This is a genomic window from Ottowia thiooxydans DSM 14619 (assembly GCF_000422885.1).
Classification (GTDB): Bacteria; Pseudomonadota; Gammaproteobacteria; order Burkholderiales; family Burkholderiaceae_C; genus Ottowia; species Ottowia thiooxydans.
This window is the reverse complement of record NZ_AUGX01000009.1, coordinates 204,952-231,704: the sequence shown is the minus strand read 5'-3', so window position 1 is coordinate 231,704 and position 26,753 is coordinate 204,952. Positions and strand designations below refer to the sequence as shown.

The 26,753-nt window shown below is 57.6% G+C and carries 23 protein-coding genes, 1 pseudogene and 1 riboswitch; of the genes and pseudogenes, 16 read left to right on the top strand and 8 right to left on the bottom strand.

The annotated features are described in order from the left end of the window. Nucleotides 1-746: 746 nt before the first annotated feature. From paaA to paaE, 5 genes are read left to right on the top strand one after another with little or no spacing between them, the layout of a single operon-like run. Complete coding sequence (gene paaA / locus G518_RS0106985; RefSeq protein ID WP_028601907.1) at nucleotides 747-1,775, top strand: 1,2-phenylacetyl-CoA epoxidase subunit PaaA; 1,029 nt, start codon at nucleotides 747-749, stop codon at nucleotides 1,773-1,775. Beyond that, nucleotides 1,772-2,101: a 1,2-phenylacetyl-CoA epoxidase subunit PaaB gene (gene paaB, locus G518_RS0106980; protein ID WP_051236157.1), complete on the top strand. Its 330-nt coding sequence runs from the start codon at nucleotides 1,772-1,774 to the stop codon at nucleotides 2,099-2,101. The genes paaA and paaB overlap by 4 nt, the downstream gene beginning before the upstream one ends. A 55-nt stretch (nucleotides 2,102-2,156) precedes the next feature. Then, on the top strand, nucleotides 2,157-2,978 hold the full coding sequence (gene paaC, locus G518_RS0106975; RefSeq protein WP_051236155.1) for a 1,2-phenylacetyl-CoA epoxidase subunit PaaC: 822 nt from the start codon (nucleotides 2,157-2,159) through the stop codon (nucleotides 2,976-2,978). Between the two features lie 53 nt (nucleotides 2,979-3,031). Further along, a complete protein-coding gene (gene paaD / locus G518_RS0106970; protein ID WP_028601904.1) occupies nucleotides 3,032-3,556 on the top strand; it encodes a 1,2-phenylacetyl-CoA epoxidase subunit PaaD in 525 nt (174 codons plus the stop codon). A 2-nt stretch (nucleotides 3,557-3,558) separates the two neighbouring features. Next, complete coding sequence (gene paaE, locus G518_RS0106965) at nucleotides 3,559-4,662, top strand: 1,2-phenylacetyl-CoA epoxidase subunit PaaE (protein ID WP_028601903.1); 1,104 nt, start codon at nucleotides 3,559-3,561, stop codon at nucleotides 4,660-4,662. A gap of 170 nt (nucleotides 4,663-4,832) precedes the next feature. On the opposite strand, the pseudogene G518_RS41515 reads toward paaE, so the two are convergent. From G518_RS41515 to G518_RS0106940, 5 genes and pseudogenes are all read right to left on the bottom strand, one after another. Next, a pseudogene (locus G518_RS41515) lies at nucleotides 4,833-5,102 on the bottom strand (septal ring lytic transglycosylase RlpA family protein); the annotation flags it as partial. A gap of 438 nt (nucleotides 5,103-5,540) precedes the next feature. Continuing rightward, on the bottom strand, nucleotides 5,541-6,365 hold the full coding sequence (gene metF, locus G518_RS0106955; protein ID WP_156909306.1) for a methylenetetrahydrofolate reductase [NAD(P)H]: 825 nt from the start codon (nucleotides 6,363-6,365) through the stop codon (nucleotides 5,541-5,543). 25 nt (nucleotides 6,366-6,390) lie between these two features. Then, nucleotides 6,391-7,137 (bottom strand): TlyA family RNA methyltransferase, encoded by a 747-nt coding sequence (locus tag G518_RS0106950; protein ID WP_028601901.1) that lies wholly within the window; start codon nucleotides 7,135-7,137, stop codon nucleotides 6,391-6,393. A 5-nt stretch (nucleotides 7,138-7,142) separates the two neighbouring features. Next, complete coding sequence (gene ahcY, locus G518_RS0106945) at nucleotides 7,143-8,579, bottom strand: adenosylhomocysteinase (RefSeq protein ID WP_028601900.1); 1,437 nt, start codon at nucleotides 8,577-8,579, stop codon at nucleotides 7,143-7,145. Nucleotides 8,580-8,651: 72 nt separating this feature from the next. Then, nucleotides 8,652-8,734: riboswitch (S-adenosyl-L-homocysteine riboswitch) on the bottom strand. An 87-nt stretch (nucleotides 8,735-8,821) separates the two neighbouring features. Next, nucleotides 8,822-10,762: a hypothetical protein gene (locus tag G518_RS0106940; protein ID WP_245597915.1), complete on the bottom strand. Its 1,941-nt coding sequence runs from the start codon at nucleotides 10,760-10,762 to the stop codon at nucleotides 8,822-8,824. Nucleotides 10,763-10,909: 147 nt separating this feature from the next. Here G518_RS0106940 and G518_RS0106935 point away from each other — a divergent pair, with 147 nt between their 5' ends. The 6 genes from G518_RS0106935 to G518_RS0106910 all read left to right on the top strand — a co-directional run bounded on the left by G518_RS0106935 (nucleotide 10,910) and on the right by G518_RS0106910 (nucleotide 18,180). Next, on the top strand, nucleotides 10,910-12,538 hold the full coding sequence (locus G518_RS0106935) for a peptide chain release factor 3 (protein WP_028601898.1): 1,629 nt from the start codon (nucleotides 10,910-10,912) through the stop codon (nucleotides 12,536-12,538). A 93-nt stretch (nucleotides 12,539-12,631) separates the two neighbouring features. After that, nucleotides 12,632-14,185, top strand: a complete 1,554-nt coding sequence (locus tag G518_RS0106930; protein ID WP_028601897.1) for a hypothetical protein — start codon at nucleotides 12,632-12,634, stop codon at nucleotides 14,183-14,185. Between the two features lie 35 nt (nucleotides 14,186-14,220). Continuing rightward, nucleotides 14,221-15,672, top strand: coding sequence for a UbiA family prenyltransferase (locus G518_RS0106925; RefSeq protein ID WP_028601896.1), 1,452 nt, complete (start codon nucleotides 14,221-14,223; stop codon nucleotides 15,670-15,672). 74 nt (nucleotides 15,673-15,746) lie between these two features. Beyond that, the gene (locus G518_RS0106920; protein ID WP_245597914.1) at nucleotides 15,747-16,973 is read left to right on the top strand and encodes an FAD-binding oxidoreductase; all 1,227 of its coding nucleotides are present in this window, start codon (nucleotides 15,747-15,749) and stop codon (nucleotides 16,971-16,973) included. Between the two features lie 36 nt (nucleotides 16,974-17,009). Next, nucleotides 17,010-17,768 (top strand): SDR family NAD(P)-dependent oxidoreductase, encoded by a 759-nt coding sequence (locus G518_RS0106915; protein WP_028601894.1) that lies wholly within the window; start codon nucleotides 17,010-17,012, stop codon nucleotides 17,766-17,768. Further along, on the top strand, nucleotides 17,761-18,180 hold the full coding sequence (locus G518_RS0106910) for a GtrA family protein (RefSeq protein ID WP_028601893.1): 420 nt from the start codon (nucleotides 17,761-17,763) through the stop codon (nucleotides 18,178-18,180). The genes G518_RS0106915 and G518_RS0106910 overlap by 8 nt, the downstream gene beginning before the upstream one ends. Before the next feature lie 79 nt (nucleotides 18,181-18,259). On the opposite strand, the gene G518_RS34225 is transcribed toward G518_RS0106910, so the two are convergent. From G518_RS34225 to G518_RS0106895, 3 genes are all read right to left on the bottom strand, one after another. Continuing rightward, a complete protein-coding gene (locus G518_RS34225; RefSeq protein ID WP_084651549.1) occupies nucleotides 18,260-19,261 on the bottom strand; it encodes a glycosyltransferase family 2 protein in 1,002 nt (333 codons plus the stop codon). Between the two features lie 278 nt (nucleotides 19,262-19,539). Continuing rightward, on the bottom strand, nucleotides 19,540-20,544 hold the full coding sequence (locus G518_RS0106900; RefSeq protein WP_028601892.1) for an acyltransferase family protein: 1,005 nt from the start codon (nucleotides 20,542-20,544) through the stop codon (nucleotides 19,540-19,542). A gap of 92 nt (nucleotides 20,545-20,636) precedes the next feature. Further along, on the bottom strand, nucleotides 20,637-21,815 hold the full coding sequence (locus tag G518_RS0106895; RefSeq protein ID WP_169457909.1) for an acyltransferase family protein: 1,179 nt from the start codon (nucleotides 21,813-21,815) through the stop codon (nucleotides 20,637-20,639). Between the two features lie 75 nt (nucleotides 21,816-21,890). On the opposite strand from G518_RS0106895, the gene G518_RS39860 reads away from it, so the two are divergent. The 5 genes from G518_RS39860 to G518_RS0106865 all read left to right on the top strand — a co-directional run bounded on the left by G518_RS39860 (nucleotide 21,891) and on the right by G518_RS0106865 (nucleotide 26,746). After that, on the top strand, nucleotides 21,891-22,064 hold the full coding sequence (locus tag G518_RS39860) for a hypothetical protein (protein WP_156909304.1): 174 nt from the start codon (nucleotides 21,891-21,893) through the stop codon (nucleotides 22,062-22,064). Nucleotides 22,065-22,156: 92 nt separating this feature from the next. Beyond that, complete coding sequence (locus G518_RS38335; RefSeq protein WP_051236153.1) at nucleotides 22,157-24,598, top strand: acyltransferase family protein; 2,442 nt, start codon at nucleotides 22,157-22,159, stop codon at nucleotides 24,596-24,598. 40 nt (nucleotides 24,599-24,638) lie between these two features. Then, nucleotides 24,639-24,995, top strand: coding sequence for a DMT family transporter (locus G518_RS0106875; protein WP_028601890.1), 357 nt, complete (start codon nucleotides 24,639-24,641; stop codon nucleotides 24,993-24,995). A 1-nt stretch (nucleotide 24,996) separates the two neighbouring features. Next, nucleotides 24,997-25,959 (top strand): glycosyltransferase family 2 protein, encoded by a 963-nt coding sequence (locus G518_RS0106870; RefSeq protein WP_028601889.1) that lies wholly within the window; start codon nucleotides 24,997-24,999, stop codon nucleotides 25,957-25,959. Next, nucleotides 25,949-26,746, top strand: coding sequence for an HAD-IIB family hydrolase (locus tag G518_RS0106865; RefSeq protein ID WP_084651546.1), 798 nt, complete (start codon nucleotides 25,949-25,951; stop codon nucleotides 26,744-26,746). Before G518_RS0106870 ends, G518_RS0106865 begins: the two co-directional genes overlap by 11 nt. The last annotated feature ends 7 nt before the right edge of the window (nucleotides 26,747-26,753 follow it).

Below are 26,753 nucleotides of genomic sequence, written 5' to 3'. Positions count from 1 at the left end.
TTTTCGAGGTCGGAGGCCGGGAATTGCGCCCGGCGGCGCACCTACTATTTTTTGCGTCGCCAAAAAATAGTAGGCACAAAAAAGGCGACCCCGCCGGACGCGTCCCTGCGCTGCGCTCCGGGCAACTTGCGATGCTCGGTCAAGGGGCGGTGCAGCCGAACTCACTGCGTTCACTTCGTTCTCTACGTTCAAACAGCGGCTGCAAGCTAGATTACGAAGCAAGAGCATCTTTCAGTGCTCTTGCCCGCCCCTCGCCCTGCGCTTCTCAGCGCGGCCAGAGGGGTGGGATACCCACTCGGGCCATTGCTACGCTCGGCCTTCGGGATATTAGTCTTTCCCAGCCGGGGAAAGAATTCAAGGACCTGAAAGGCATGGCTCTGAGAGCGGCCCTTCAAAGCATTTGAAGCGCGCTCCAGCGATCGGATTCGGCCTTCGGGTATCTGCCAATCCCAGAGAATCCTCAGACACCTAAGATCACAGACAGGCTTTCAAGAGCCTCTCAGCGGGCTCCTCTGCGCTAAAACGCCCTCTCGGCCCCTCTGCACTCCATGTGGACGAGCGCGTTCTTGCGGGCGCAGCCACCATCGAAAGCGCCCTCTTCCGCAGACCATCGGGTAAACCCCTAAAGATCACTCAATAATTAGCCGACCGATCGGTCGGCTAATTATTTATACTCGAACGTTCCGGAAGTCAGGGCGTGAGGACGCCCCCAAGCCACTCAGGCGCTGAGCGCCAAGGAGATCAGCATGTATACCCAATCGTTTTCCGTGCCTGATGAGGCAGAAGCCAAGGCCGCGGGCCTGAGGCCAGTACCTAAGGCGCTGAGCCAGGCAGAAGTTGCCCTGCAAGCCGCTTTTGACGAAAAAATCAACGCTGATGGGCGGATCGAGCCGCGCGATTGGATGCCAGAGGCTTATCGCAAGACGCTCGTGCGCCAGATCAGCCAGCATGCTCATTCCGAAATCGTCGGCATGTTGCCCGAAGGCAATTGGATCAGCCGAGCACCTAGCCTCAAGCGCAAAACCATCCTCATCGCCAAAGTTCAGGATGAGGCGGGTCACGGCCTGTACCTTTACAGCGCGGCGGAAACCTTGGGCACCGGCCGGGACCAAATGCTCGAGGGCTTGCATTCAGGCAAAGCCAAGTACAGCAGCATCTTCAACTACCCCACGCTCAATTGGGCTGATGTGGGTGTCATAGGCTGGCTGGTCGATGGCGCGGCCATCATGAACCAGATTCCCCTTTGCCGATGCTCCTATGGGCCATACGCAAGAGCCATGGTGCGCGTTTGCAAGGAAGAGTCATTTCACCAGCGCCAAGGCTATGAAGCCTTGCTGGTGATGATGAAAGGCTCGCAGGCGCAGCGCGACATGGTGCAAGACGCCGTGAACCGCACCTGGTGGAAATGCCTGGCCATGTTTGGCCCTCCTGATGCGGACAGCCCCAACAGCGAACAAGGCCGGCGCTGGGGTATCAAGCGCATCAGCAACGATGACCTGCGCCAGAAATTCGTTGACGCCACTGTGCCGCAAGCCAAGGTGCTGGGCGTAACCCTGCCTGACCCGGATCTGAAGTGGAACGAGGCACGAGGCCAGCACGACTACGGCGCCATCGACTGGGATGAGTTTTGGCAAACAGTGAATGGTCACGGCCCCTGCAACAAGGAACGCCTGGCCACGCGGGTCAAAGCCCATGAAGACGGCGCCTGGGTCCGTGAAGCCGCCCTGGTGCATGCGGAAAAACAAAAACAGCGCGCGATGAAAGAAGCAGCATGAACGACAAATCAACTCCCTCCTCCAAGCCTGCGGGCGCCAAAGCCCTGCGCGACTGGCCCTTGTGGGAAGTTTTCGTACGCAGCAAGCAAGGCCTTGAGCACAAACATTGCGGCAGCCTGCACGCCAGCGATTCGCAACACGCCCTGCAGATGGCCCGCGATGTGTATACGCGCCGGCAGGAAGGCGTATCGATCTGGGTCATTCCATCGCACCTGATTTCCGCCAGCGAGCCGGAAGATAAGCCCGAGTTCTTTGAGCCAGCCAGCGACAAGATTTACCGCCACCCCACCTTCTACGAAATTCCGGAAGAAGTGGGACACATGTGAGGTAAAGGCGTTCGGCGCTTCGCGTTCAACGCGGAGCGCAACACCAGACAAGACCATGAATACGCTCAACGCTCAAAGCTCAACGCTCAATCAGGCTGCTCCAGCGGCTTACCTCCTGCACTTGGCCGACAACGCCTTGGTGCTCGGTCAGCGTAATGCTGAATGGTGCGGTCACGCTCCGATCCTGGAAGAAGACCTGTCGATGGCCAACAACAGCCTCGATCTCATCGGCCAGGCACGCATGCTCTACCAACACGCTGCAGCCTTGCAAGGGAACGGCGCCACGGAAGACTCCTTGGCGTACTTCCGCGACGTGCCCGATTTCCGCAACTACACGCTGCTGGAACTCCCGCACAGCCCCGCTTTGCTACCCTCGGCTGCGGCCGAGCGCGACTGGGCGACCACGATCGTCAGGAACTTCCTCTACAGCACCTTGATGGTGTTGGTGTGGGAGCGCCTTGAGCAATCGACCGACTCGCAACTCGCAGCCATTGCTGCTAAAAGCCTCAAAGAAGCGCGCTATCACCTGCGTCATTCACGCGACTGGGTCATTCGGCTCGGCGATGGCAGCGATGAGTCTCACAGACGTGCCCAAGCCGCCGTGGACCACCTCCTGCCTTACACAGATGAATTCTGGGTGCCTCACGCCGTGGAACGAGACGTGGACGCCAGCGGTGCTGGGGTTGACGTGGCCGGTCTGCGTTGTGAGTGGGATGAGATCGTGAACGAAGCCTTGGAAGAAGGCACGTTGAAACGCCCCGCACCCGTCAAAGGTTACGTCACGCAGGGCAAGCAGGGCATTCATTCCGAACACCTGGGCTATCTGCTCGCGGAAATGCAAAGCCTGGCCCGCGCCCACCCCGGAGCCATCTGGTGAGCCCATTGGCCAGCGTTGAACATCTGCCTGCTGCACACGCCCCAATCGCTGGCATGCAGCAGGCCGAGTTCGACCGCATCTGGGAAGCTTTGGACGCGCTGACCGATCCAGAGATCCCCGTAGTCACGCTTCGCGAGATGGGGATCCTGCGGGACGTGCGGCGAGGCCTCGATGGCACCATTGAGGCGGTCATCACCCCAACCTACAGCGGCTGCCCGGCCATGGAGCAAATCGCTGATGATGTGGCTGCTGCGCTGGAACGCGAAGGTGTGACCGGGCGCGTGGTGACGCAACTCGCCCCCGCCTGGACTACCGACTGGATGACCGATGTCGCTCGCGAGAAACTGCGCGCCTACGGCATCGCACCGCCGCATTGCGCTAGCACCGCAACGCAGGGAAGCGTCATTCAGTTCTCCTCCAACAGAATCTCTGCGAAAACCCAGGCTCACGCGGTTTCATGCCCGCAGTGCGGCTCCGCAAATACCACCGAAATTTCTCACTTCGGCTCCACCGCGTGCAAGGCGCTTTACCGCTGCCTCGATTGCATGGAGCCGTTTGATCACTTCAAGAGAATCTAGAAATGTCCACCCCGCGATTTCACGATCTCACCGTTGCCCGCGTCAGCCCTGAAGCGGCCGGTGCCGTTGCCATTACTTTCGCCGTACCGCCAGAGCTACAAGAGAGCTTCCAGTTCGAGCCCGGCCAGTTTCTTACCCTGCGCAAGAACCTGAATGGCGAAGACATCCGGCGCAACTATTCCATCTGCTCCACACGCGGCCACTACACCGCCGCGAGTGAGCTGGAGGTGGGCATCCGCCCCATGGAAGGCGGCATTTTCTCCAACTGGGCCGCAGCCGAACTCAAAGCTGGAGACACGCTTTCCGTGATGCCACCAGATGGCCGCTTCGTATCCAGGCACCCACGTGCACTGCATCGCGTGGGCTTTGCCGCAGGCTCAGGGATCACGCCCATTCTTTCCATCATTGCCAGCACGATGGAAGAACACCCCACGGCCAAGTTCACCTTGGTCTATGGCAACCGGCGCATGGCCAGCGTGATGTTCAACGAGGCCTTGCAAGATCTCAAAGACAAATACAAAAACCGGCTGACGCTGATCCACATTCTCTCGCGCCAAGCTCAGGAAGTGCCTTTGCTGGAAGGTCGTATTGATGCGGCGAAGGTGCAGCAACTCCTTAGTACGCTACTGCCTGCGGCCAGCATGGACGAAGTGTTCATCTGCGGCCCCGAGGAGATGATTGAAGTCACGGAGACTGCGCTGAAAGATGCCGGCGTGCCAGCAGAGCGCATTCGTACCGAACGCTTTACCTCGCCTCGCCTGGAAGCCATGAGCGCTGAGGCCCGCCGCGCAGCCATCGCGCAATCAGACCCGCAAGCACCTGCGGGGCAAGTTCAGCTCACCGTGATGATCGATGGCAAATCGCATGAGCTTTCGATGCGCAGCGATCAGCACGTGCTCGACGTAGCCCTTTCCGCTGGCCTGGATCTGCCCTACTCCTGCAAGGCCGGCGTGTGCTGTACTTGCCGCGCCAAGGTCATTGAAGGCAGCGTCAGCATGGACAAGAATTTCACGCTGGAGCAAGACGAGATGGCGCAAGGCTTCGTGCTGAGCTGCCAGGCACGCCCGACCACTGACAAGCTGATCGTGAGTTACGACGAGCGGTGAGCGGGTGTGGCGATTAGCTCGCGGATCCGAGTTCAGCTATTCGCGACAAGCCGCCATACCCTCACCCCACCCTATCTCACGGGTGAGGGGAATTGCTCCAATTAGTCGCTAGATGCGGAGGCAGTCGAGCTGGCGACCAAGTCGCCATTTCCTGTTTCCTGCACTTCTTTCAACACCACCGCATCATGGCCACGCGCCTTGATACCCAATGCTGAAGCGGCCGCTCCGCTGAGATCAATCACGCGCCCACGCGCGTAAGGTCCGCGGTCATTGATGCGTACAACTACCTGCTTGCCGTTGCGCGGGTTATGCACCAATACACGGGTGCCAAACGGCAGGGTTTTATGGGCTGCTGTCATCTCACCCATGTCAAAGCGCTCGCCGTTGGCGGTCTTGCGGCCATGAAAGCCCGGCCCGTACCAAGAAGCAATTCCGCTTTGCAAATCTCGTCCGAGCCGCACAGCCGAGCCGACGAGCGCCTCTTCCGGAGCAGCTGAAGTACTTCGCGTTTCGGCGCGCAGGCTCAACCGACCCTTGAAACCAGAGTAATTAGAGCAACGCATGTCATGAACGGCCTTGGCCGAAGAGCAAGACAGCGAAGAGGAGGAGGAAGCGTCCGAGCGCACCGTCTGGGCCGAAAGTGGCCCAGTCACCAGAAAAAAAGCGCCAATCAACAAATATCGGCCTACTGGTGAACGGTGAGCACTTCCCGGAGCCGACGCGCATTGAGGCACGCCGGGAGAGGTGTCCCGTAGCATTGGGCGGATTCTAGCGACTTTCAGCCTGTGAGGAAATGTCGGGTTGTTACATTTCGCACGGACGGCTGCGTTTTGACGGCTAAGTCGATAAGAAGGATTCGCTCATACCTTCTCCGGAATTCATCCCACCCGCTTCATCAGCTCCAAGACCGCTGCAGTTTGATTCAATGTGTAGATATGCAGCGCGGGCGCGCCGCCATCTCGTAAGCGTTGGCAGAGATGAGCGACTACGTCGGCGCCAAAGTCCTTGATGGAGGCAACGTCGTCGCCATAGGACTGCAAGCGCAGGCGGATCCAGCGCGGCACTTCTGCGCCACAGGCATCAGAGAATCGCAGCAGCTGGGTCGAATTGCTGATGGGCATGATCCCTGGAATGATCGGAATATTCATGCCGTGCTTGCGCAACTCTTCCCTGTAGCGAAAGTAAGCATCCGCATTGAAGAAATACTGAGTGATGCCGGTGTCTGCGCCTGCAGATACCTTCGCCTGGAAGGCGTCCAAATCAGCCTGAGGAGACCTGGCTTGAGGATGCACCTCTGGATAGGCCGCCACAGAAATGTGAAAAGCGTCGCCCGTCTCGCTGCGAATGAACTCCACCAACTCGCTGGCATAGCGGAATTCGCCACCCATGCCGTAGCCGCTAGGCAAATCACCCCGCAGGGCCACGACGCGCTGCACACCAGCGGCGCGGTAGCTCGCTAGCCGTTCGCGGATAGATTCACGGGTCTGACCGATGCAGGACAGGTGTGGAACGCCCGAAACACCTTCCAAGAGAACTTCTCGCACGGTGTCCAAGGTGCCCTCTTGTGTGGAGCCACCGGCACCAAAGGTCACGGAGCAGAATTCAGGCTTGAGCGCATACAGCTGCTGCCTTGTCGCGCGCAGCTTCTGGGCGCCCTCAGGCGTCTTGGGTGGAAAAAACTCCAGGCTCAGGGGAAAGCTCATGATGCGACCAGTGTTGAATACCACACTAAGTGGCATGAATGAAAAATTCGCGGTTGCCGTCGCCGCCAGCAATGGCGCTATCGAACCAGCCTGCGACGCTCAGCCCTGCATCAGCGCAGGCCTGGCGTAAGCGTTGTTCTACGACTGGGTAAAGTGCCGCATCGCGCACGATGCCCCCTTTGCCCAGTTGCCCTGGTTGCAGTTCGAACTGCGGCTTTACCAGCATCAACAAGGCCCCATTCGGGGCCAGCAGTGGCGCTAGCGCGGGTAGAACCAGCGAAAGCGAAATGAAAGACAGATCGCCAGTGACGAGATCAAAGCCAGGTGTCTCCACGCCAGCGGCCCGCAGCCCGGCTGCGCTCAACTCACGCGCATTCAGACCTTCCAGGCAACGTACACGCGCATCGGCTCGCAAACGCGGATGCAATTGGCTATGGCCCACGTCCACACCCACCACCTGCGCGGCACCTTGCTTCAGCAAGCAGTCGGTAAAACCGCCTGTGGATTGCCCCACATCGAGGCAATGCCAGCCAGTGACATCAAGCGCAGCCGCGCGTAGCGCGCCTTCAAGCTTCAAGCCACCTCGCGAGACGTAGCGCGCCTCTGCGACGTCAAACAACTCTATGTCTGCATCGGCCGGCAGATCATCGCTTTTGACAAGGGTCCGCCAACCGCTGGGTGCGTGCCAGCGTCCGCCTGCCGCGATCAAGCGCTGCGCTTGACTGCGGCTGGCGGCCAGGCCGCGTTCAACGAGCAGTTGATCGGCCCGCATCTGCCTTAGTAGCGGTAGGTGTCCGGCTTGTAAGGGCCGGTCTTGGCCACCCCAATGTAGCGCGCCTGCTCGCTGGAGAGCTCGCTCAGCTTGGCATTGAGCTTGGCCAATTGCAGGCGTGCCACCTTCTCATCGAGGTGCTTGGGAAGCACATAGACCTGGCCCACGTTATAGCGGTCTGAGTGAGCAAACAACTCGATCTGCGCGATGGTCTGGTTGGCGAAGGAAGAAGACATCACGTAGCTCGGGTGGCCAGTGCCACAACCCAGGTTCACCAGACGGCCCTTGGCCAGCAAGATGATGCGCTTGCCATCCTTGAAGATAACGTGATCAACCTGCGGCTTGATCTCTTCCCACTTGCACTTCTCTTCAAGACCAGCCACATCGATCTCGTTGTCGAAATGGCCAATATTGCAGACGATGGCCTGGTCTTTCATGGCCTTCATGTGCTTGTAGGTGATGACATCCTTGTTGCCTGTGGCGGTCACGAAGATGTCAGCCAGCGGCGCGGCGTCTTCCATGGTGACCACACGGTAACCTTCCATGGCGGCCTGCAATGCGCAGATGGGGTCGATTTCCGTGACCCACACCTGGGCGGAAAGCGCGCGCAGTGCCTGGGCAGAGCCCTTACCCACGTCGCCGTAGCCGCACACCACGGCCACCTTGCCTGCCACCATCACGTCGGTAGCGCGTTTGATGCCATCTACCAGCGATTCGCGGCAGCCATAGAGGTTGTCGAACTTGGATTTGGTAACTGAATCGTTCACGTTGATGGCACGGAACATCAGCGTACCCTTGGCCGACATCTCATTCAGGCGATGCACCCCGGTGGTGGTTTCTTCCGTCACGCCCATGATCTCTGCGCTCTTGCGGCTGTACCAGGTAGGGTCTTCCTTGAGCTTGGCCTTGATCGCCGCGAAGACAATCTTTTCTTCTTCGCTGGTGGGGTTGCTGAGAACCTTGGGATCTGTTTCGGCCTGCTTGCCCAGGTGCATCAGCATCGTGGCATCGCCACCGTCATCCAAAATCATGTTCGGGCCTTCGCCTTTGGAGCCTTTGGGGCCAAATTCGAAGATACGGTGTGTGTAATCCCAGTAATCCGTCAGCGTTTCGCCCTTGATGGCGAACACCGGCGTGCCGCTGGCCGCAATGGCCGCAGCGGCGTGATCCTGTGTGCTGAAAATATTGCAAGAAGCCCAGCGCACTTGCGCGCCCAGTGCTTGCAACGTTTCGATCAGCACCGCAGTCTGAATCGTCATGTGAAGGCTGCCCGTGATGCGAGCGCCTTTCAACGGCTTGGATTTAGCAAATTCCTCGCGGATGGCCATCAGACCAGGCATCTCCGTTTCGGCGATACTGATTTCCTTGCGGCCCCAACCGGCCAATTGGATATCTGCGATAGCGCTGTCTACGACAGCGGTTTTTTTCAGGCGTGCGTTCATGATGGCTCCAAAACAACTTGTGTTGAACCACTAAAGCAAGCGGGAAATAAAAAAGCTCACCGCACTTGCATCAGTGGATGAGCGTCGTTGCAAAGAAAGGTGTCCGAGCCTCACGCCTGGCAGTAAATGCAGGCGCTGCAACGCTCCTCGGAATGTGGGGATTATAGAAGGCTACGCGAACCTTCCACGTAGGTGCCATCGCGTTAGAGCGCGATGGCGTGTCCTAATCCCAGGCATCTGACTCAATTCCGCGCGAAATCTCGGATGGCCCGGTAGAACTGGTCAGAACCGTCCTTGGAGTTGTCAGGGCGAATTTCCATTCGATTAACCCCGTTCTCTGCTGCGCCCTTGAATCTGTCGGGCACGAGAGAAAAATACATTGGGCTAATAAAGCGGGCACCGGCGTCGTATTGCTCGCGCAGTGCAGCCATAGCGGCGTCGGGTTGCTTCCACTGTTGTGGGTGGAACTCCGGTGCACCGTAGTCAGTCAGGTCGCGCTCCTTCATGAAGCCGCGCAGCCAGGCGCTGTGGGTGGTTCCGCCATACATATTGATACCGGGCCGCCATGGGAGGTTGCGCTGCAAGCTGCTATCCACGGCGAACAGCTGGGGATTCCATGACGAGTTGATGCGCGGAATGATCTGGTGGGAAAACAGGTTTTGCGCTGGCAGGCCGGCTTCCCGAGCGATATTGAAAAATGCCGTCATGAAGGCCACCGTCTGGTCATCCCGATAGCGATTCCATTCACGGGCAAGAGGGTTGTAGTAGACATCCTGCAACGACCTGGGCATATCGAGCCAGGAACGTACACCTTGCAATGTTGTGGGGTTGGGCAGCGGTCGGTTAAACCCGAGTTTGCGCAGTACCTTGTCCAGGAACGCCCTGACCCGGGAAACCGAACCTTCAGTTTTCAGATCTTGCACCCCGGCTGGTAAGTCATCCGACACCTTGGCCTGATCGCGCCCAACCACCACGAAGGGGGCTTCTGCCAACAGGTAACGATCTTTACCAGAGACGGCCACAACTTGTGCGCGGTGCCGCCCCACGGACATGGCACTGAAATCCAGGTCATACCGGAATCCCGTGTTGGGGGTAGTGATCTCTTCCACGGCACGATACACATCCAGGCGGTTCATGCCGCGCTGCACAGGCCCCACAAGCTTGCCATCTACATAGAGCAGCAGTTCATTGACTCTGTTCTCGGGATCGAATAGCCAGCCCGATACCGGGAGATGGCCGTCCGCCCAGGCATCGTAATGTTCACTGAAGCGGGTCAAGCTTTCCTTGCGAATGTTCTTGCTGGGCGCGGGAACGGAAGCGAAGGACGTTTCACTGAGCCCCATGGCGGCATTGAGCTTTTCTATGCTGCCGTAGCGCTTTTCCAGCATGCGCCGAAAACCCGCCACGGAAGCGGCGCTGTAGTCTGTCACGCGAATATCTTCGTACGCTCCCATGCCGTTTTCGAAGTCCGGGAAGAGCTGATGCGCTTCGCCCGCGAGCGATATGCCAACGATCCGCTCACGTGCTTCAGCAGGAAGCGCCAGCATGCGCTTGATGACATGCCGCAGTGCCGCAAAACGATAGGCATTGACCGGCAAAGACATATCGGTTGAAAGCGTGAACGGCGCGATGGCAAAACCGAAATACCCCAATTCCGGCGGTTTCCCATCGGCAAAAAGCAAAAGGTTTCGCGGGTCTTTGGCCAGTGCAGTCGGCAGTGGACCTTGAGTGTCGAAGTGGGTGGACTGCAGATAAACCACCGCTGGCCGTTTTACCTCGGTCAGCATGCGCAGCAAACTATCCACGCGTCTTTCGTCAATGACCCATTCTTTGCCCTGCGCCTTGTAGAGGCTAAGCAGTTGTACCGTGAGCAGGTAGCCAACCTGAACCTGCCCCTTCGCGCCACCTGGCTCCAATTCCTCCAGCAGGCGATTCAGGGCAGCGGAACCACCCCGCCCTTTGACTTCACAGGCGGCTTGCGCCTGTGCAAAATTAACTTGCTTAGGGTCGTTACGAGCCTCGTCGCAGAAAAGAAGGCCTTCCACCGTCGGTACGATGTAGAAAGGCTTGCGTGCGGGTAAGTCGGCTTCGGCGGCTGAACACACCGTAGCGCTGAGAATGAAAAACGCTGTAAAGACCGATTTCCGGGAGAAGCGCGCGATAGGGCGAATGACATGCAGCATGCGCTTAGTTTCCCACAGCGCGCTCTTGGCCTCAGCCCTCAAATTCCCAGAAGCTGAGGCTCCGATCCGGCCACTACCCGGATTTGCCTGAAAATAGCACCTTTCGCAGGGTTTCACGCCCTGCTTCGCTTTTACCGGAATTCCGTTTTGTCTATCGTCTCCGAAACGCGGCGCCGCCGCACCTTTGCCATCATCAGCCACCCCGACGCCGGTAAAACCACGCTGACGGAAAAACTACTGCTGTTCTCCGGCGCGATCCAGATCGCCGGCAGCGTGAAAGCGCGCAAAGCCAGCCGCCATGCCACCAGCGATTGGATGGAAATTGAGAAGCAGCGCGGCATCTCCGTGGCCTCATCGGTGATGCAGATGGTTTACCGTGACCACGTCGTCAACCTGCTTGACACCCCTGGCCACAAGGATTTCTCGGAAGATACCTACCGCGTGCTCACGGCGGTGGATTCCGCGCTGATGGTGATCGACGCCGCCAACGGGGTGGAATCGCAGACCCGTCGTCTGATCGAAGTTTGCCGCCAGCGTGACACGCCCATCATCACTTTTGTGAACAAGATGGACCGCGAGGTGCGCGACCCGCTGGACATCATGGACGAAGTCGAGCGTGAGCTGGGCATGCCTTGCTGCCCCATCACGTGGCCCGTGGGCCAGGGGAAAGCCTTCGGCGGAATCGTTAATCTGCGCACCCGCAGCATGACCGTATTCCAGTCTGGCAGCGAAAAGCGCCCGCAGGATTTCGAAGTGATCTCTCTGGACGAAACCGACAAGTTGCGCGCTCGCTTTGGCCACGCGTTTGACGAAGCCCAGGGGAGCATGGAACTGGCAGTGGGCGCGTCGGCCGAATGGGATCATGAAGCTTTCCTGGCCGGAAAGCTCACTCCTGTGTTCTTCGGCTCGGGGGTCAATAACTTCGGTGTGATGGAAGTGTTGGATGCGGTGGTAGACATGTCGCCCTCCCCCGGCCCGCGCAAAAGCTCCTTGCTGGTGAACAAGCAGCCTGTTGAAAAAATCGTTCAACCCGAAGATGAAGGCTTCTCTGGCGTGGTGTTCAAGGTGCAGGCCAATATGGATGCCAACCACCGCGACCGAATTGCCTTCGTTCGCGTGGCATCTGGCAAGTTCACGCCGGGCATGAAGATGAAGGTGCAACGTACGGCCAAGGAGCTGCGTCCCACCAGCGTGGTCACCTTCATGAGTCAGCGCCGGGAGGCCGTGGAGGAAGCGTACGCAGGCGACATCATCGGCTTTACCACGCACGGGGGCGTGCAGCTTGGCGACACCATCACCGATGGCGCCAACCTTCAGTTCACCGGGTTGCCTTTCTTCGCACCCGAGATGTTCATGACCGTGGTCCTCAGAAACCCGCTGCGCACCAAGCAATTGCAGCAAGGCCTGATGCAGTTGGGAGAAGAAGGCGCTATTCAGGTCTTCAGACCTGAGGCTGGCGGCAATATGCTGCTGGGTGCCGTGGGTCAGTTGCAGTTTGAAGTGGTGCAACACCGTTTGAACAACGAATACGACTGCGACGTGCGCCTGGAAGGCTGCCAATACACCGGTGCAAGGTGGATCACGGCCGACACTCCCGCTGAACTGCGTGAGTTCGAAAATGCCTATCCGCTGCGTATGGCGCGAGATGCGGCGAACACACTGGCCTACCTATGCACCAGCCCTTACGACGTCAGGCTGGCGCAGGAGCGGTTTCCGAAGATCCACTTCCATCCGCTGCGCGAGCATGCGGGGTTGGCGCTGCAATCGGGCCACTGAAGTGAAACGTGATGAGCGGTAAGGAATTTGTCCGAAAATAGCGGTTTTCCTACAGGCGCCGTGTTTTGCGCCTTTTTTTAAGCGGAAACCGCATTGCCCTTCGCTTTCGACAAAAACAAGCTATCGTTTCAGGGCGGATCCTTGTCATGGCGAGCGATCATCCTTGTACTTCTGGCCGGCGCCGCGCTGCTCCGGCTTTACGGCCTGGGAAGCGAATCGCTCTGGCACGATGAGCTTTTCTCTGCAGATATTGCGCTCAATCGCGCCTTGCTTTCGCATCCTGGCGTTCCATTCTTCGAGCGCATCAGTCTCAGGGATGTGGGCACCAGTGAATCCTTCTGGACGATCAAGGCGGCAGACCAGTCGCCTCCCTTCTTTGAGCTGCTGAACAAGGTTTCCATTTTCTTGTTTGGTGACAGCGAGGGCGGTGTCAGGGCGCTGAGCGCGCTTTCCGCCCTGGCCTTCCTCGCCTGGCTTGGATGGCGCACCCACCGCTATGCCGGTACAAGATTGGGATTTTTCTACCTGGCCACTCTGGCGATATATGCCACCTCCGGGTTCATGATTTTCTACGCGCAGGAGGCGCGCGCCTATAGCTTGGGCGCGGCACTTTCGGGCACAGCGGTCATCCTGTTTTTCGAACGCGCCTTGCATGGCTGGAAGACAGCGCCCCTGCCCAAATGGTCGGAGGTGTGCCTTTTCATCGCCGCGGCCATGACACACTACAACCTGACCGCCCTGGCGGGAATGATCCTCAGTGTCTACTGCCTGGAAGCGTGGCGCCGCAAAGATTGGCACGCCATACTGCGCATGTCATTGGTGCTGGTGGTCGTGCTGGCCTGGTTGTCGGTGAACCGTCAGTCTTTCCTCAATACCACCGAGGGGCAATTCGGTTGGGTTCACGTGAGCTACGGCGAAGCTCTGGTGATCGGGCTCAGGGGCGTGGCTGTTGAGGTACTGGGCTGGCTCAATGCGGTAGCTGTCCTGGCCACTGTCATGGCAGCTGTCTTCCTCGCTGCGCGATTTCGTCAGCCAACATCGGGCGCCACGGCGGCATCGCAGGAAAATTGGAAGCACGCCACCTGCGCTCTGGCGATCTTGGCCGCCGCTTACTTTCTCGTGATGACATGGATCATGCAGAAGAGCCAGATTCTTCATCTGCGGCACTACATTTTTCCTGCGACCATTTTCTACCCCCTCTTCGCCATCGCGGTCTCGAAGATCTGGCAGAGATCAAACCGGCTGGGCTGGATTTTTCTGGCCATCATCATCGCCACCCAATGGCCGCTCATCCAGAGCTTTCGCTCTGCGCAAAAGGCAGATTTCAGAGGCGCTGCAGCCTCAATAGCCGCGCACCTGAATGACGGAGACATCGTGTTCACAGATTTCATGCTGAACCCTGCGGGATACGACTACTATCTGAAACGCAAAGGCTCCAAGACCTTGGTTCGCCAGCCTTACTACATTCCGGAAAATGTCCCTCAAGTTTGTCAGACCATCCAGGGACGCCCGCGCTTCGCACTTCTGCGAGCATCATCCCGAGATGATCTGAGCGATGCTTTGAGCAAAGCATGCGGTCAAGGCTACAAGATACAAAGGTCCGAATTCTTCAAACTCACCACCGAAATCTGGGAAAAACAACCATGACCCAGCCAGCCATCGCTTACCGCGCTTTCTGACATATGACGACGACCTCACGTCGGCCTCTGGTCATCGATCTGGACGGCACCCTGGTCCTCACCGACACCCTGCACGAGCAGGCGCTGGCGCTGATCAAGGCGCGGCCGTGGCACGGATTGCTCCTTCCTGTCTGGCTGCGGCATGGCAAGGCGAACCTTAAGCAGGAACTGGCGGGGCGCGTGGTCCTGGATGCCGGCACACTCCCCTACAACACGGAACTGCTGGATTGGCTTAGACAAGAAAAAGCCGCAGGCCGCACTCTGGTGCTGTGCACCGCCGCCGACCAACATACCGCACAAGCCATCGCACAGCATCTCGGCATCTTCGATGAAGTGCTGGCCAGCGATGGCGAAACCAATCTGTCTGCCAGCCGCAAAGCTGATCGGCTGATACAGCAATTCGGCCCGCAAGGCTTTGACTATGCAGGTAACTCGCAAGACGACCTGCCTGTTTGGCGAGCCGCGCACCGGGCGATCGTCGTGAATGCGTCCGCCTCAACCTTGGACACGGCGCGCCAGCACGGCAACGTGGACAAGGTGGTTCCCGCGCTCAACCCTCCAATGCGCCACATCACGAAGATGATGCGCATGCACCAGTGGCTGAAGAACTTGCTGTTGTTCGTGCCCCTGCTCGCCGCGCACCAATTGACCAACGCCGCAGCCTGGGGCACCGTGCTGTTGGCATTTTTCTCGTTCAGCTTGTGCGCGTCGGCGGTCTATATCGGCAACGACTTGCTGGATCTGAACAGCGACCGCCTGCACCCCCGCAAGCGCCTGCGCCCTTTCGCCAGCGGGCGCGTGCCCGTAGCTTGGGGCGTGGCCATTGCGCCCCTGCTTCTAATCGTCAGTTTCGGATTGGCCTGGGCAGTGGGGCCAAGCTTTCTTGCATGGCTGGTGGTGTACTTCCTGCTGACCAGCTGGTATTCAGTCTCGCTCAAGCGCTTGGTGTTGCTGGATTGCATGACGCTAGCGGGCCTGTATACGCTACGCATCCTTGCAGGTGGAGCGGCAGCGGATCTGCAAGTGTCCCACTGGTTGCTGGCAGTGTCTGGCTTTCTGTTCCTGTCGCTGTCCCTCCTCAAGCGCCACACCGAGTTGCACACACTCATACAACGCGGTGAAACCGCCACCACCGCCGCGCCCGGGCGCGGGTATGTGACGCAAGACATCGCACTGGTACAGGCCCTCGGCATCGCCGCAGGGTACGCTAGCGCCGTGGTACTGGCGCTGTACCTGCATGGTGAAACCGTGCAGGCCCTGTATGCCTGGCCGGAGGCCATTCTCGCTTCCGTGAGCGTCCTGGTGTACTGGATCAGTTGGTTGTGGCTGAAATCCCATCGGGGCGAGATGCATGACGATCCATTGATCTTTTCCGTGAAGGATCGCACCAGCCTGGCCTGCGGGGCCGCATTCGTAGCTTCGCTGGCGATGGCCACCGTGGGTTCTCCCTGGTGATGCGCGTCAGTTCCTGGGGCCGCCTCAGCGCCGACCAGCACCAGATATTGCCGCTGGATGGCCAGAGTGGCCCTATGCCGAAGCCGGACGTCGGCCAAACTGCTCTACCCTTCGGCATGGGCCGCAGCTACGGAGATGCCTGCCTGAACCCAGGCGGTGCGCTGTGGCTGACGCGAGGGGCGGATCACTGGCTGAATTTCGACGCCGTCAACGGTCTGTTGAGCTGCCAGGCCGGCGCGCTGCTGGCCGATATTCAGCGCCTGCTGATCCCGCGCGGTTGGATGCTACCCGTCACGCCTGGCACGCAGTTCGTCACCGTGGGCGGAGCCATTGCCAACGATGTACACGGCAAGAACCATCACGTGGCCGGGTCGTTCGGTCATCACGTGCGCTCTCTAAGCTTGCAGCGCACCGATGGCCGCACCATCATTTGTGGGCCGGAGTACGAAGCTGAATGGTTTCGGGCCACCGTGGGTGGTCTCGGCTTGACTGGCCTCATCACCCAGGCCACGCTGCAATTACGGCGTGTGGCAGGTCCTTGGCTGGACACAGAGACCATCGCCTTCGATTCGCTGGCGCGCTTCCACACATTGGCAGCCGAATCAGACGCCCATTGGGAATACACCGTCTCCTGGATAGACTGCCTGGACAAACGCGGACGCGGTTTGTTCATGCGGGGAAACCATTGCGCCACGGGCTCCCCGGTTCCGGCCAAAGAGCCCAAAAAAAGCGGTTTGGCGATGCCCTTCACGCCACCGCTCTCATTGGTCAATGCCATAAGTTTGCGCCCCTTCAATGCGCTCTACTACCAAGCCCACAAGCTCCGCACTGAGAGAACCGTTAGCCATTACAAGCCCTTCTTCTACCCGCTGGACGGCATTGCTGACTGGAATCGTATGTACGGCCCCCGTGGCTTCTACCAATACCAGTGTGTGGTTCCATTCGAGGGTGGCGAGTCAAGCATCGAGGCCATCTTGGCCCAGATCGCCGAAAGCCGACAAGGCTCTTTCCTGGCCGTGCTGAAGACCTTCGGCAACCAGCCCTCGCTCGGCCTGCTGAGCTTCCCCCGGCCTGGGATCACGCTGGCGCTGGATTTCCCCAACCAGGGAGACAGAACTTTGCGCCTGTTCGAGCGGCTGGATGCCATCGTCAGCGAGACGGGTGGGCGCATCTATCCCGCCAAGGATGCGCGCATGCCCGCCAGTCTGTTCCAATCTGGCTATCCCGAATGGACAAAAATCCAGCCCTTCCGCGACCCCGGCATCAGTTCGGCCATGTCGCGCCGCCTGCTGGGTAGTTAGGGCGTGTTCACATTAAATTCACCTCCGCGCTTCCAAATGAGCCAACCCAAACGCATCGTCATCGTTGGCGCCACTTCCGCCATTGCGCACCAATGCAGCCGCCTCTGGGCGCAGCAAGGCCCGTGCGACATCCTGCTGGTCGCCCGCAATGCCCAGCGTGCCGAGCCACTCGCCACTGATCTGCGCCCACGCGGGACACACGTCACCGCACGCGTCACGGAGTTGCGCTTCGACGATATCGAGGCCATCAAGGCCCTCGTCCTGGACGCAACCAGTTCAGGCCCACTCGACATCGTGCTGATCGCCCATGGCTCGCTGCCTGATCAGAACGCATGTGAGAACGATCTACATACCGCCCAGGAAGCCATTCGGGTAAATGGCCTATCTCCTGTACTGATCGCTGAAGCCTTCGTTGGTGCCATGCAGCGCGCAGGCAGCGGACGGCTGTGCATCATCGGATCGGTGGCGGGCGACCGAGGACGCAAGAGCAACTACGTCTATGGCGCCGCCAAGGGCTTGGTAGAACGTTATGCGCAGGGGTTGCAGCATCGGCTTGCGCTGGCGGGAAGCGCTGTGCGCGTCACACTCGCCAAGCCTGGCCCCACGGACACGCCGATGACCGCGCACCTGAAACAAGACGGCGCCAAACTGGCCAGCGCAGAGGCTGTGGCCGAGGCCATCGTCAAGGCGGTGGAAGCAGGTCGCCCCGTGGTGTACGCACCCGGCAAGTGGGCGCTCATCATGCTCATCATCCGCCATCTGCCGCGCTTCGTATTCAACAGGATGGATGTCTGATCCTGTGCGCGTTGCTCTGCTCTATACGCTTTTTTGCGTCATCGCCATTGCGGTCAACATCGGCTCGCAAGAGCTTGCGTTGCGGCTCTGGCCCTCGATCATCTGGCTATCGATCATCATCGGTACCGGCACTGGCCTGATCGTCAAATACATCCTGGACAAGCGCTTCATCTTCCGCTTCAAGCCACAGAACGCAGGCCACGATAGCCAGACTTTCGTGCTCTACACCGCAATGGGATTGGCCACCACCGCCATTTTCTGGGGCTTTGAATACGGTTTCTGGTGGATGTTCGAAACCACCCAAATGCGCTACCTTGGCGGCATCATCGGCCTTGTCATCGGCTACTTTGCAAAGTATCACCTGGACAAGGCATTCGTGTTCAAAACGCCGCAGACGCATCCAAGCGCCTGAAGTTGACGACGTTCAGAGCTGGCCCCTTTCCCTCAGCGCTGGCCACTACACCAGCGTCCACTCAAAGAGCCGCTGCTCATCATGCCCCGGTTCGGGCCAGCGCCTTTTCTCCCGGCTCTGGCGGCTGAGTCGACGCGGAACCCTGATCAGAATGACCTGTGACACGGTCGATAAAGTAGAGCGGGCGGCCTTTAGTCTCGTTGAAGATTCGGCCAATGTACTCGCCCAAGATACCAATGAACATGAGTTGCATACCGCCAAGAAATAGCAACGTGACCATCAGCGACGGATAGCCCGGCACTGGGTCACTCCATACCAGGGTCTTGAAAATCACCCAGAGCCCGCGTAGCAACGCTGCGAGGGCGATGAGGCTTCCGAAATAGGTGGCGAGCTTCAGCGGCACGATGGAAAAGGAAGTGATGCCTTCAATGGCAAAGTTCCAAAGCCGCCAAAAATTGAATTTGCTGCCACCCGCCGCGCGTGCATCCCGGTGAAAAGTGACCGCCTTGGACGGATAGCCAATCCAGGCGAACAAGCCTTTCATGAATCGATGGTGTTCCCGTAATTGCCTCACCGCGAGCACGGCTCGGCGGCTTAGCAACCGGTAATCACCAGTGTCGGGAGGGATCCTCACACTCGACATGCGCCCAATCAATCGATAGAAACCCGCCGCAGTGCTTCTCTTAAACCAACTGTCACCGTGACGGGAAAGGCGCTGGGCGTAGACCATGTCGTAGCCGCTCTGCCACTCGTCGATGAAAGCTTGCATGAGCTCAGGCGGATCTTGCAAATCTGCATCTATGAGGATAGTGGCGTCTGCGTCGGCATGATCAAGACCTGCGGCCATGGCCACTTCTTTGCCGAAGTTTCGCGAGAGGTGAACTACGGTTATACGGGCGTCCGACGCAGCCATGGCATCGATCAAGCGTGCGCTAGCGTCGCGGCTGCCATCATTTACCAGCAGTAGGTGCCAGCTGTAGGCAGGCATGGTGTCCATGACTTCAGATATACGCTGGTGGAAGGCGGGCAAAACCTCCTCTTCGTTGTAGACCGGCACGACGATGCAAACACTGGGTTTCATGAGGTCTCTCCGACTGGGAGCTGTACGTAGGCATGCCGGGATGAAGCCCTTGCCAACGGTTGAAAAATCGTCAGGACCCGCAAAGTATCGCGCAAGCTGAATGCCTGCTGATCTGGATCGTAAATTTACCCGACAGTTTTCAACTCTGGCTTCCAGGGCCTGAGGTCCGACTACTCCAGGTGTTGAGGCCTACAGGCGCTCGCTATTTCTATGAGGGCGCAGGAGCAACTACGTCTATGGCGCCGTTAAGGCTCGCCAGCGCGGGAAGTTGCCAATATTCAAAGCCGGTTCTTCAGCCTCAGCGCCGGCTTCTCCACCAGCGTCCACGACAGCCATGCCAACACTACGGTAATAGCCGCAGCCAACGCCAGCCCCAAGCCGAAAGGCAGACGGTTGTCGCTCAGCCAGACTACCGTTTGCTGAACTGGGTAAGCGTATATGTAGAGGCCATACGATATATCTCCAAAACGCCCCGTGCGCCGAAGCACCGGAAGTGAGCCCGTAGCGAACAGCACAACCATCAACGGCACGCCCAAGGTATACGCGATCTCCGGCTTTCCACCGAACCATACGCATAGGATAGCTGCCAAAGATCCGAACCAGACCCAACTGCGATACGGCGACCAAGCCGCGCGTAGCTGGTAAAGGGTGGCTCCACAGAAAAACACAACGGCCATTTGCAAATGCAAGCGGATCGGATGGTCATAGCCCGTTTTGAACAGGAAGAAAAACCAGATCGCAAAGGCCACGAATGCCACTGGAAGCATCCATGTGCGGCGCATCAAACCAAGCAAGCCCACAACCATCAAGGCCAGATAGCACCGGATTTCGATAGGAATCGTCCACAGCGAGCCATTGGCGCTTTCGGGTATGGGGTTGCCCATGAAAGCACCTGGCAAGTGGCTCTTGAACTGCCAGAGGTTCAGTTGCGAGAGATAGTCCCAGGTCGCGGGCGACGCGAAATACGCCCTTGGACCAAGCTGGCTCACCGCTGGACCAAGCACCAGCGCCACCAGCAGACAAACCACGATCAAGCCTGGCCAGATGCGCAGCAAGCGCCGCGCAGTGAAACGCCATGCACTCGGATCGTGACTCCAGCTTCCAGCCACGAGATAGCCGCTGATGGCAAAGAACACCAGCACACAAAAGCCCCCCAAGCTGGACCCAAGCATGACCGGTTCGGGACGCCCCGTCAGGGAAAACTGATGGCTGATCAATACGCCTGCAGCAGCCGCTACGCGCACGAAATCGAAATTGTTGTCTTTATGGGGTTCGGGCTGCATGAAAAAGTTGTAAACAGTGGATGGGCCAGATCTACCCAAAAATAACATCTTTCTCCCGGCGAGATGTCTAACCGCGGTTCATCGGGCGGCCTTCACTGCGGCGCTTGATCGGTAACGGAGTGATCGATCGGCCTTCTATGGAAAGCGCGTGTCACGAGCCTGCGCGACCATTGATGCAGCGGTATTTCAACCAAACGGAAATACACCCAAGACATCACGAGGCAGGTTCCGATATAGACAAGCAGCGACAGCTTGCCACCCCCAACCCATAACAACGGCCCCAAACGCGGAAAGAGCACCCCATACAAAATGACGAGAAGCGGTATGTGCAGCAAATACAGCGCATACGAAGCATCACCCAGCTTCTGAGTCAAACGCAGGAACCAGGAGCGCCCTTCGGGAGCTATGGCCGCCACGGCTACCCACCCCAGAGCCGCGCTGCCAAACAGCAACGCGCGCTCGGGGTAATACAGATAGGCGGCCATACCCACCCCTTCCAATCCTCCCCATTTCTGCACCCACACGCTGAGACCAGTCATCAGCAATGCAAATGGCAGCCAAAACAGCAACCGTTGCCTCGGGAAGCGATGCAATAAGCCGTTTAGCAGATAACCCGCCATGAACTCAAGGATGAGCGGTGAAGTCAAGAACGTGTCGAGTACCAGGTCCCACCGGTTCGAGCCCGGTACATAAAAACCCCGCTGGTGCTGCACGAGTACGTATAGCGCCAGCAGGACGAACAACCCCGCAATCACAGCCATCGCCCGTCTGCTGGTGAAGCATAGGATGACGCCAATTAGCAAATAAAAGAGTAACTCGTAGGTGAGCGTCCAGGCCACGTTCAGCAGGTACTTCTCCTGCGGTAGTAAAAAGAACGAACCCAAGCGGCTAATTTCCGGTTCCTGAAACACGCCCAACCAGACACTGAGGAATAAGACGAGGAAAAAAGCGGGCCAGTACCCGGTATAGATCCGTAGAAAGCGCCTGGCGATGAATTCGGATCCGGCATGCAGACCGCCAGGGCTTTGCCTTGCCGTCTGCGCCATGATGAAGCCGCTAATGACAAAAAAAATGTCTACCCCGGCAAACCCATACAGGGATAACTCAGTGAAAAAATGCGGGATCCGAGCGTAGTGAGCGGGGTGAACGTTAGGTGGCAACGTATGGTGTATCAGAACCAGGAATGCAGCCACAAAACGTAGGGATTGGATGTTCTTGATGACCAAAATGACTTCCCAAGTGATGCCTGCCTGTGTCCATCGGCGCAGCATGCGCCATTGTAGGAGGCCCAGGCAGCATGCTTGAACCGTGCGGGTGCCAGCCACGGCGGCCAATAGCAGGAAGGCATGGGCATCTGCTCCGACTCAATGTACGTCTTCCAGACCAGCGTAAATCCGGATCTGGCGCGTCGGCTTGCGGTTTACGCCTTTCTCGTGTCCTGTCTGGTCGAAGAACATCTTGAGCTCAAGCACCACGCGATAATGCGCATCAGCTTTGAAGCGCTGTTCCTCGTTCTGTAGACCAGTCTCGCCACCGCCGGCTGGAGGAGGCGGGCAGCATTTCCTCCGGCGTTCAGCTCACCCGTCTCTGATTACGAAAGCACCTAGCCGGTATGAATGTGCCTACCGCCCACGAAAAACCCGCCCACCAAGCCAATAATTTCGATGCCATTCGCATCATGGCAGCCCTTTCGGTCTTAGTCAGCCACCACTTTGCTTTGTTGGGGCAATTAGAGCCCTCGGTGCTGCGTATCAATACATTGGGCGGCTTCGCGGTTCTTATATTTTTCACTATCAGTGGATATTTAGTCACAGCGAGTTGGTACAACGACCCACATCTTTTTCGTTTCGCGCAACGCCGCGTCCTGCGCATATTTCCTGCGTACATCGCCGTCATCGTCTTGACGGCCTATGTGCTCGGTGCTTCTCTGAGCAGCCTTCCTCTAAGGGAATACGTACAACACGACTTGACCAGAGCTTATTTATCCAATATATGGATGGGATTAAGCTCCACACTTCCCGGCGTTTTTGAGAAAAATCCACTCCCTGCAACTGTCAATGGCTCTCTCTGGACCATCCCCATTGAAATACAGTGCTATGTAATTCTCGCATTGGCGGGAATTATTGGAATTTTGCGCTCTCGAATTGCTTGGCTCTCTCTAATTGTTGTCACGCTTATTTGGCATCAATTTTCGTATGGCCCCGATTTCCATACAAACTGGAAATTGAAATATGAAATGATTGCCTACTTCCTAGTAGGCTCAGCCATTTTTATACTACAGCCTCATTGGACAAAACGGCCTTCATTTTATTTTATAATTCTCGCTGGCGCAGGGCTATGCATTTGGCATCTTGGCTTTAGATATCTCGCATTTTTGATTGCAGTACCTTATACGATAATATATATAGGCACCAGATCTACGCCTATTCTTAGGCAGTTCGGCCGATGGGGGGACCCATCTTATGGCATGTATCTTATCGCCTTTCCAATACAGCAAACTCTAATTCATTTCCTCTGGCCTTCAGTCGACTCCATGGGAATTTTAGCAATTTCTATCATTATTACCACTATATTGGCATATGCCTCATGGCATGGCCTGGAAAAGATCGCACTCAAGATAAAGCCTCTAAAACCTCAAGAAAAAAACAGCCCAAAGGAGTACGAACTGCCAAAACTACTACAACGTTCTTCTTATCGGTTCGCGCTCCTGTTTCTTTTGCTGGGGGCGTTCTACATTGCATGGATGATTGCTTGCTGGCCAGGAGTTCTGGGCCAGGATAGCCTCGCGATCATGCTGGAGGTCGAAACCGATCGAGAGAGACAGGCGGGCAAGCCGGCTTTCTGGTACCTGTATAACCTGTTGCTCTATGGCCCCTGGCGCTTGGTTGAGATCCCCATTCTGGTTCAAACTTTCGTCAGCGTTACTGTTTGCGCGCGTATCTTGAACTGGATGCTCGGCCACCGACTTTATAAGAGCTTCTGGTATTGCTTATTTTTTGTTGGCCTCGCCCCCAGCGTGCTCTTTTACTCCTCAGCCTTGTACTCCGACGGCATCTACGCCATGGCAATGATGGGCATGCTATTCGAGATATGGATTTGTTACCGCACTCGGCGCATCAATCTCGTCTCAGGCTGCATGTTGGCGTTGACCGTGCCTTTCGCACTTTTCGCCCGCCCCAACGGGTTCATCAATGCTATCGCGCTGATAGCTCTGTTTTTCGCACTTCCCCGACTGCATCGCTGGAAGTTATTGGCAGTTGTTCTGCCGTGGTGCATAGTCGCAATTTTCGCAAACTCACAATACAAATACCGCACTCCTATAGGCAGCGTGTTCCCGCTTGCACTCTATGAAACAGTAGGCTTCCTGGAGCACCGCCCTATGGGGCTATGGGAGTACAACGAACCGCGCATATCGAAAAAATCAGCGGAAGCGTTGACCTCCACCGGAAAATCCCTCGAACACATATCGAAATTCTACGATCACTATTACTGGGATCCGCTTATTTTTTTCCCTGAAGGACCTGCACTCCTTTTCCTCTCAAAGGATGCGAAGAAAACCATTATTCAGGAGTTTTTTAAATACAATTTATGGCACAATCTTCCAGCGTTTTCAGCAAGCAGAGTTAATATTTTCTTGTACTCCGCCCTTGCTAGCGGTGGAATACCCGGCCCACAATCAGCTGACTACATTCTCTCTCAGACCAAATCAAAATCGGAACAACGGTACCGGGACACCCGGCTGCATAAAACGTTGATGCGTTGGTATGATTTCACACTCAAGAATCGCGCCATTTTCTGGGCTCCCTGGCTCGGGCTATTCTTGATCGTCGCTGCCACCGCCCGCGCATGGCGCCAGCGTGACCGTAGCAGCTTGGTGGTGTGCAGCGTATTTGTGTTGCAGCTAACTGCGGTGTTCTTTTTCTCCATTGCGGGAGAATATCGATATCTGCTCTCCTTCTTCACAGCCCCTCTTGTGCTCCTTCCCGTGTACATCTACACCAAAGCAGGAGCTAAAAGCCCTTTCGACGAAAATTCAAGCGCCTCACCAACATAGAGCGCAACATGCCTCCAACACAAATCATTCGGCCCACGCCATGACCCCGTTGCTTACCAGTATTACCGTCCTCTGTGTCCTAGGCATTTCGCTCGGGCAGTTGCTCTTCAAGAAAGCAGCGCAGTCCATTGTCGACGCATCCAACTGGCAACAATGGGTGTTTAACGGCTGGCTCATCACCGCTCTGGCTCTGTACGGTGTCACCACCCTGGTGTGGATCTGGGTGCTGCGCCATGCGCCGTTGCACATCGCGTACCCGTTCATGGGCTTGGCCTTTTTGATCGTGCCGGTGCTGGGCTGGATGATGCTGGATGAAGCAATTACCTGGCAAACATTGGCCGGCGGCGCGTTGATTCTGGCCGGGGTGACCCTGGCCTCCGTGGGTGGACAGGCTTGACATGACACGTATTGCCGTTGCTATCCCCTGCTATAAGGTCCGCGCCCAGATCCTTGGCGTGATTGCCGCTATTCCACCTTTGGTGCAGCGCATCTATGTCGTTGATGACAAGTGTCCGCAAAACAGCGGAGCGCTGGTGCAAAGCGAGTGCCAGGATCCGCGTGTGCGGGTGATCTTTCACGAGGAAAATCAAGGCGTAGGGGGTGCTATTGCCAGTGCCTACCGCGCTGCGCTTGAAGAGCCAGTGGACATCGTGGTCAAGGTGGATGGCGACGGGCAGATGGATCCCACGCTGATCCCGCATTTCGTGCGGCCCATCGCACGCGGCAAGGCCGACTACACCAAGGGCAACCGCTTCTATCGACCCGAATCGCTCAAGGGAATGCCACCGGTTCGGCTGTTCGGAAATGCAGCCCTGTCATTCATCAATAAGCTGAGTACGGGCTATTGGTCAGTGATGGACCCTACCAACGGCTACACGGCTATCCACACCAGCGTGCTGCGGGAGTTACCACTGCACAAACTGGAGAAGCGTTACTTCTTCGAAACCGACATGCTCTATCACCTCAACACCGTGCGGGCAGTGGTGCGAGACATTCCCATGGATGCCGTGTATGCAGACGAGGAATCCAGCCTGAAGGTCTCCAAGGTGTTGCCGGAGTTCATGGTCAAGCACGTCACCCGGTTTTTCAAGCGCTACGTCTACCTCTATCTTCTGCGCGACTTCAACCTGGGCAGCCTCTACAGCATCCTTGGTGGGCTTTTATGCCTGATGGGTGCGATTTTTGGCCTCATGCACTGGGCTATGAGCGATGCGACAGGCCAACCGGCCACTAGCGGCACGGTCATGCTGGCAGCGTTACCGCTGATCATCGGGATCCAGTTCCTGATTGCATTTCTGCATCACGACGTGGAACATGTACCGACAGAGCCCCTATCGGTTGATTTGGCAGATGATGAATGAGCCTTCGCTGATACCGCTGGAACAAAAGCCGAAAGGTGCCTGGCAGGGCGTGCAAGGCGTCTTCACGGACATTGACGACACACTGACCACCGATGGGGCCATCACCGCAGAAGCTCTGGACGCCCTCTCCGCCCTGAAATCCGCAGGCCTTCAAGTGATAGCAATCACCGGCCGGCCCGTGGGCTGGAGTAAGCCTTTCGCGCAAGAGTGGCCAGTGGATGCCATCGTGGCAGAAAACGGTGCTGTCGCATTGATAGAGCGCGAGAAGCTCTATCAGGAAGATGAAGCTACACGTGCCATCAGGTTTGCCCGTCTGCAGGAAGTCGCGTCTTGCGTTCAACGTGAAGTGCCCGGCGCGGTTCTGGCACGCGATTCACACGGCCGTGAAACAGATATTGCCGTCGACCATAGTGAATTCAATCACCTGAACGAGTCACAGATTGGCCATGTGGTGGATGTCATGCGGCGCGAGGGCTTGAATGCCAGTGTGAGCAGCATTCATGTCAATGCGTGGATCGGCGAGCACGACAAATGGCAAGGCGCCTGCTGGATCGTGCGCACTCTGTTTGACCGCGATTTGGCGAAAGAACCAGATCGCTGGGTCTATGTGGGCGACTCCACCAATGATCAGGTGATGTTCCAGCACCTGCCGAACAGCGTGGGCGTGGCCAATATTCGACGTTTCGAAGCGGGGCTGCTGCACAAGCCTCGCTACATCACTCAGGGCGAGCGCGGCGCCGGGTTTGCGGAGATGGCTCGCGCCCTGCTCATCGATCGGCGCACCTGAGATGTTG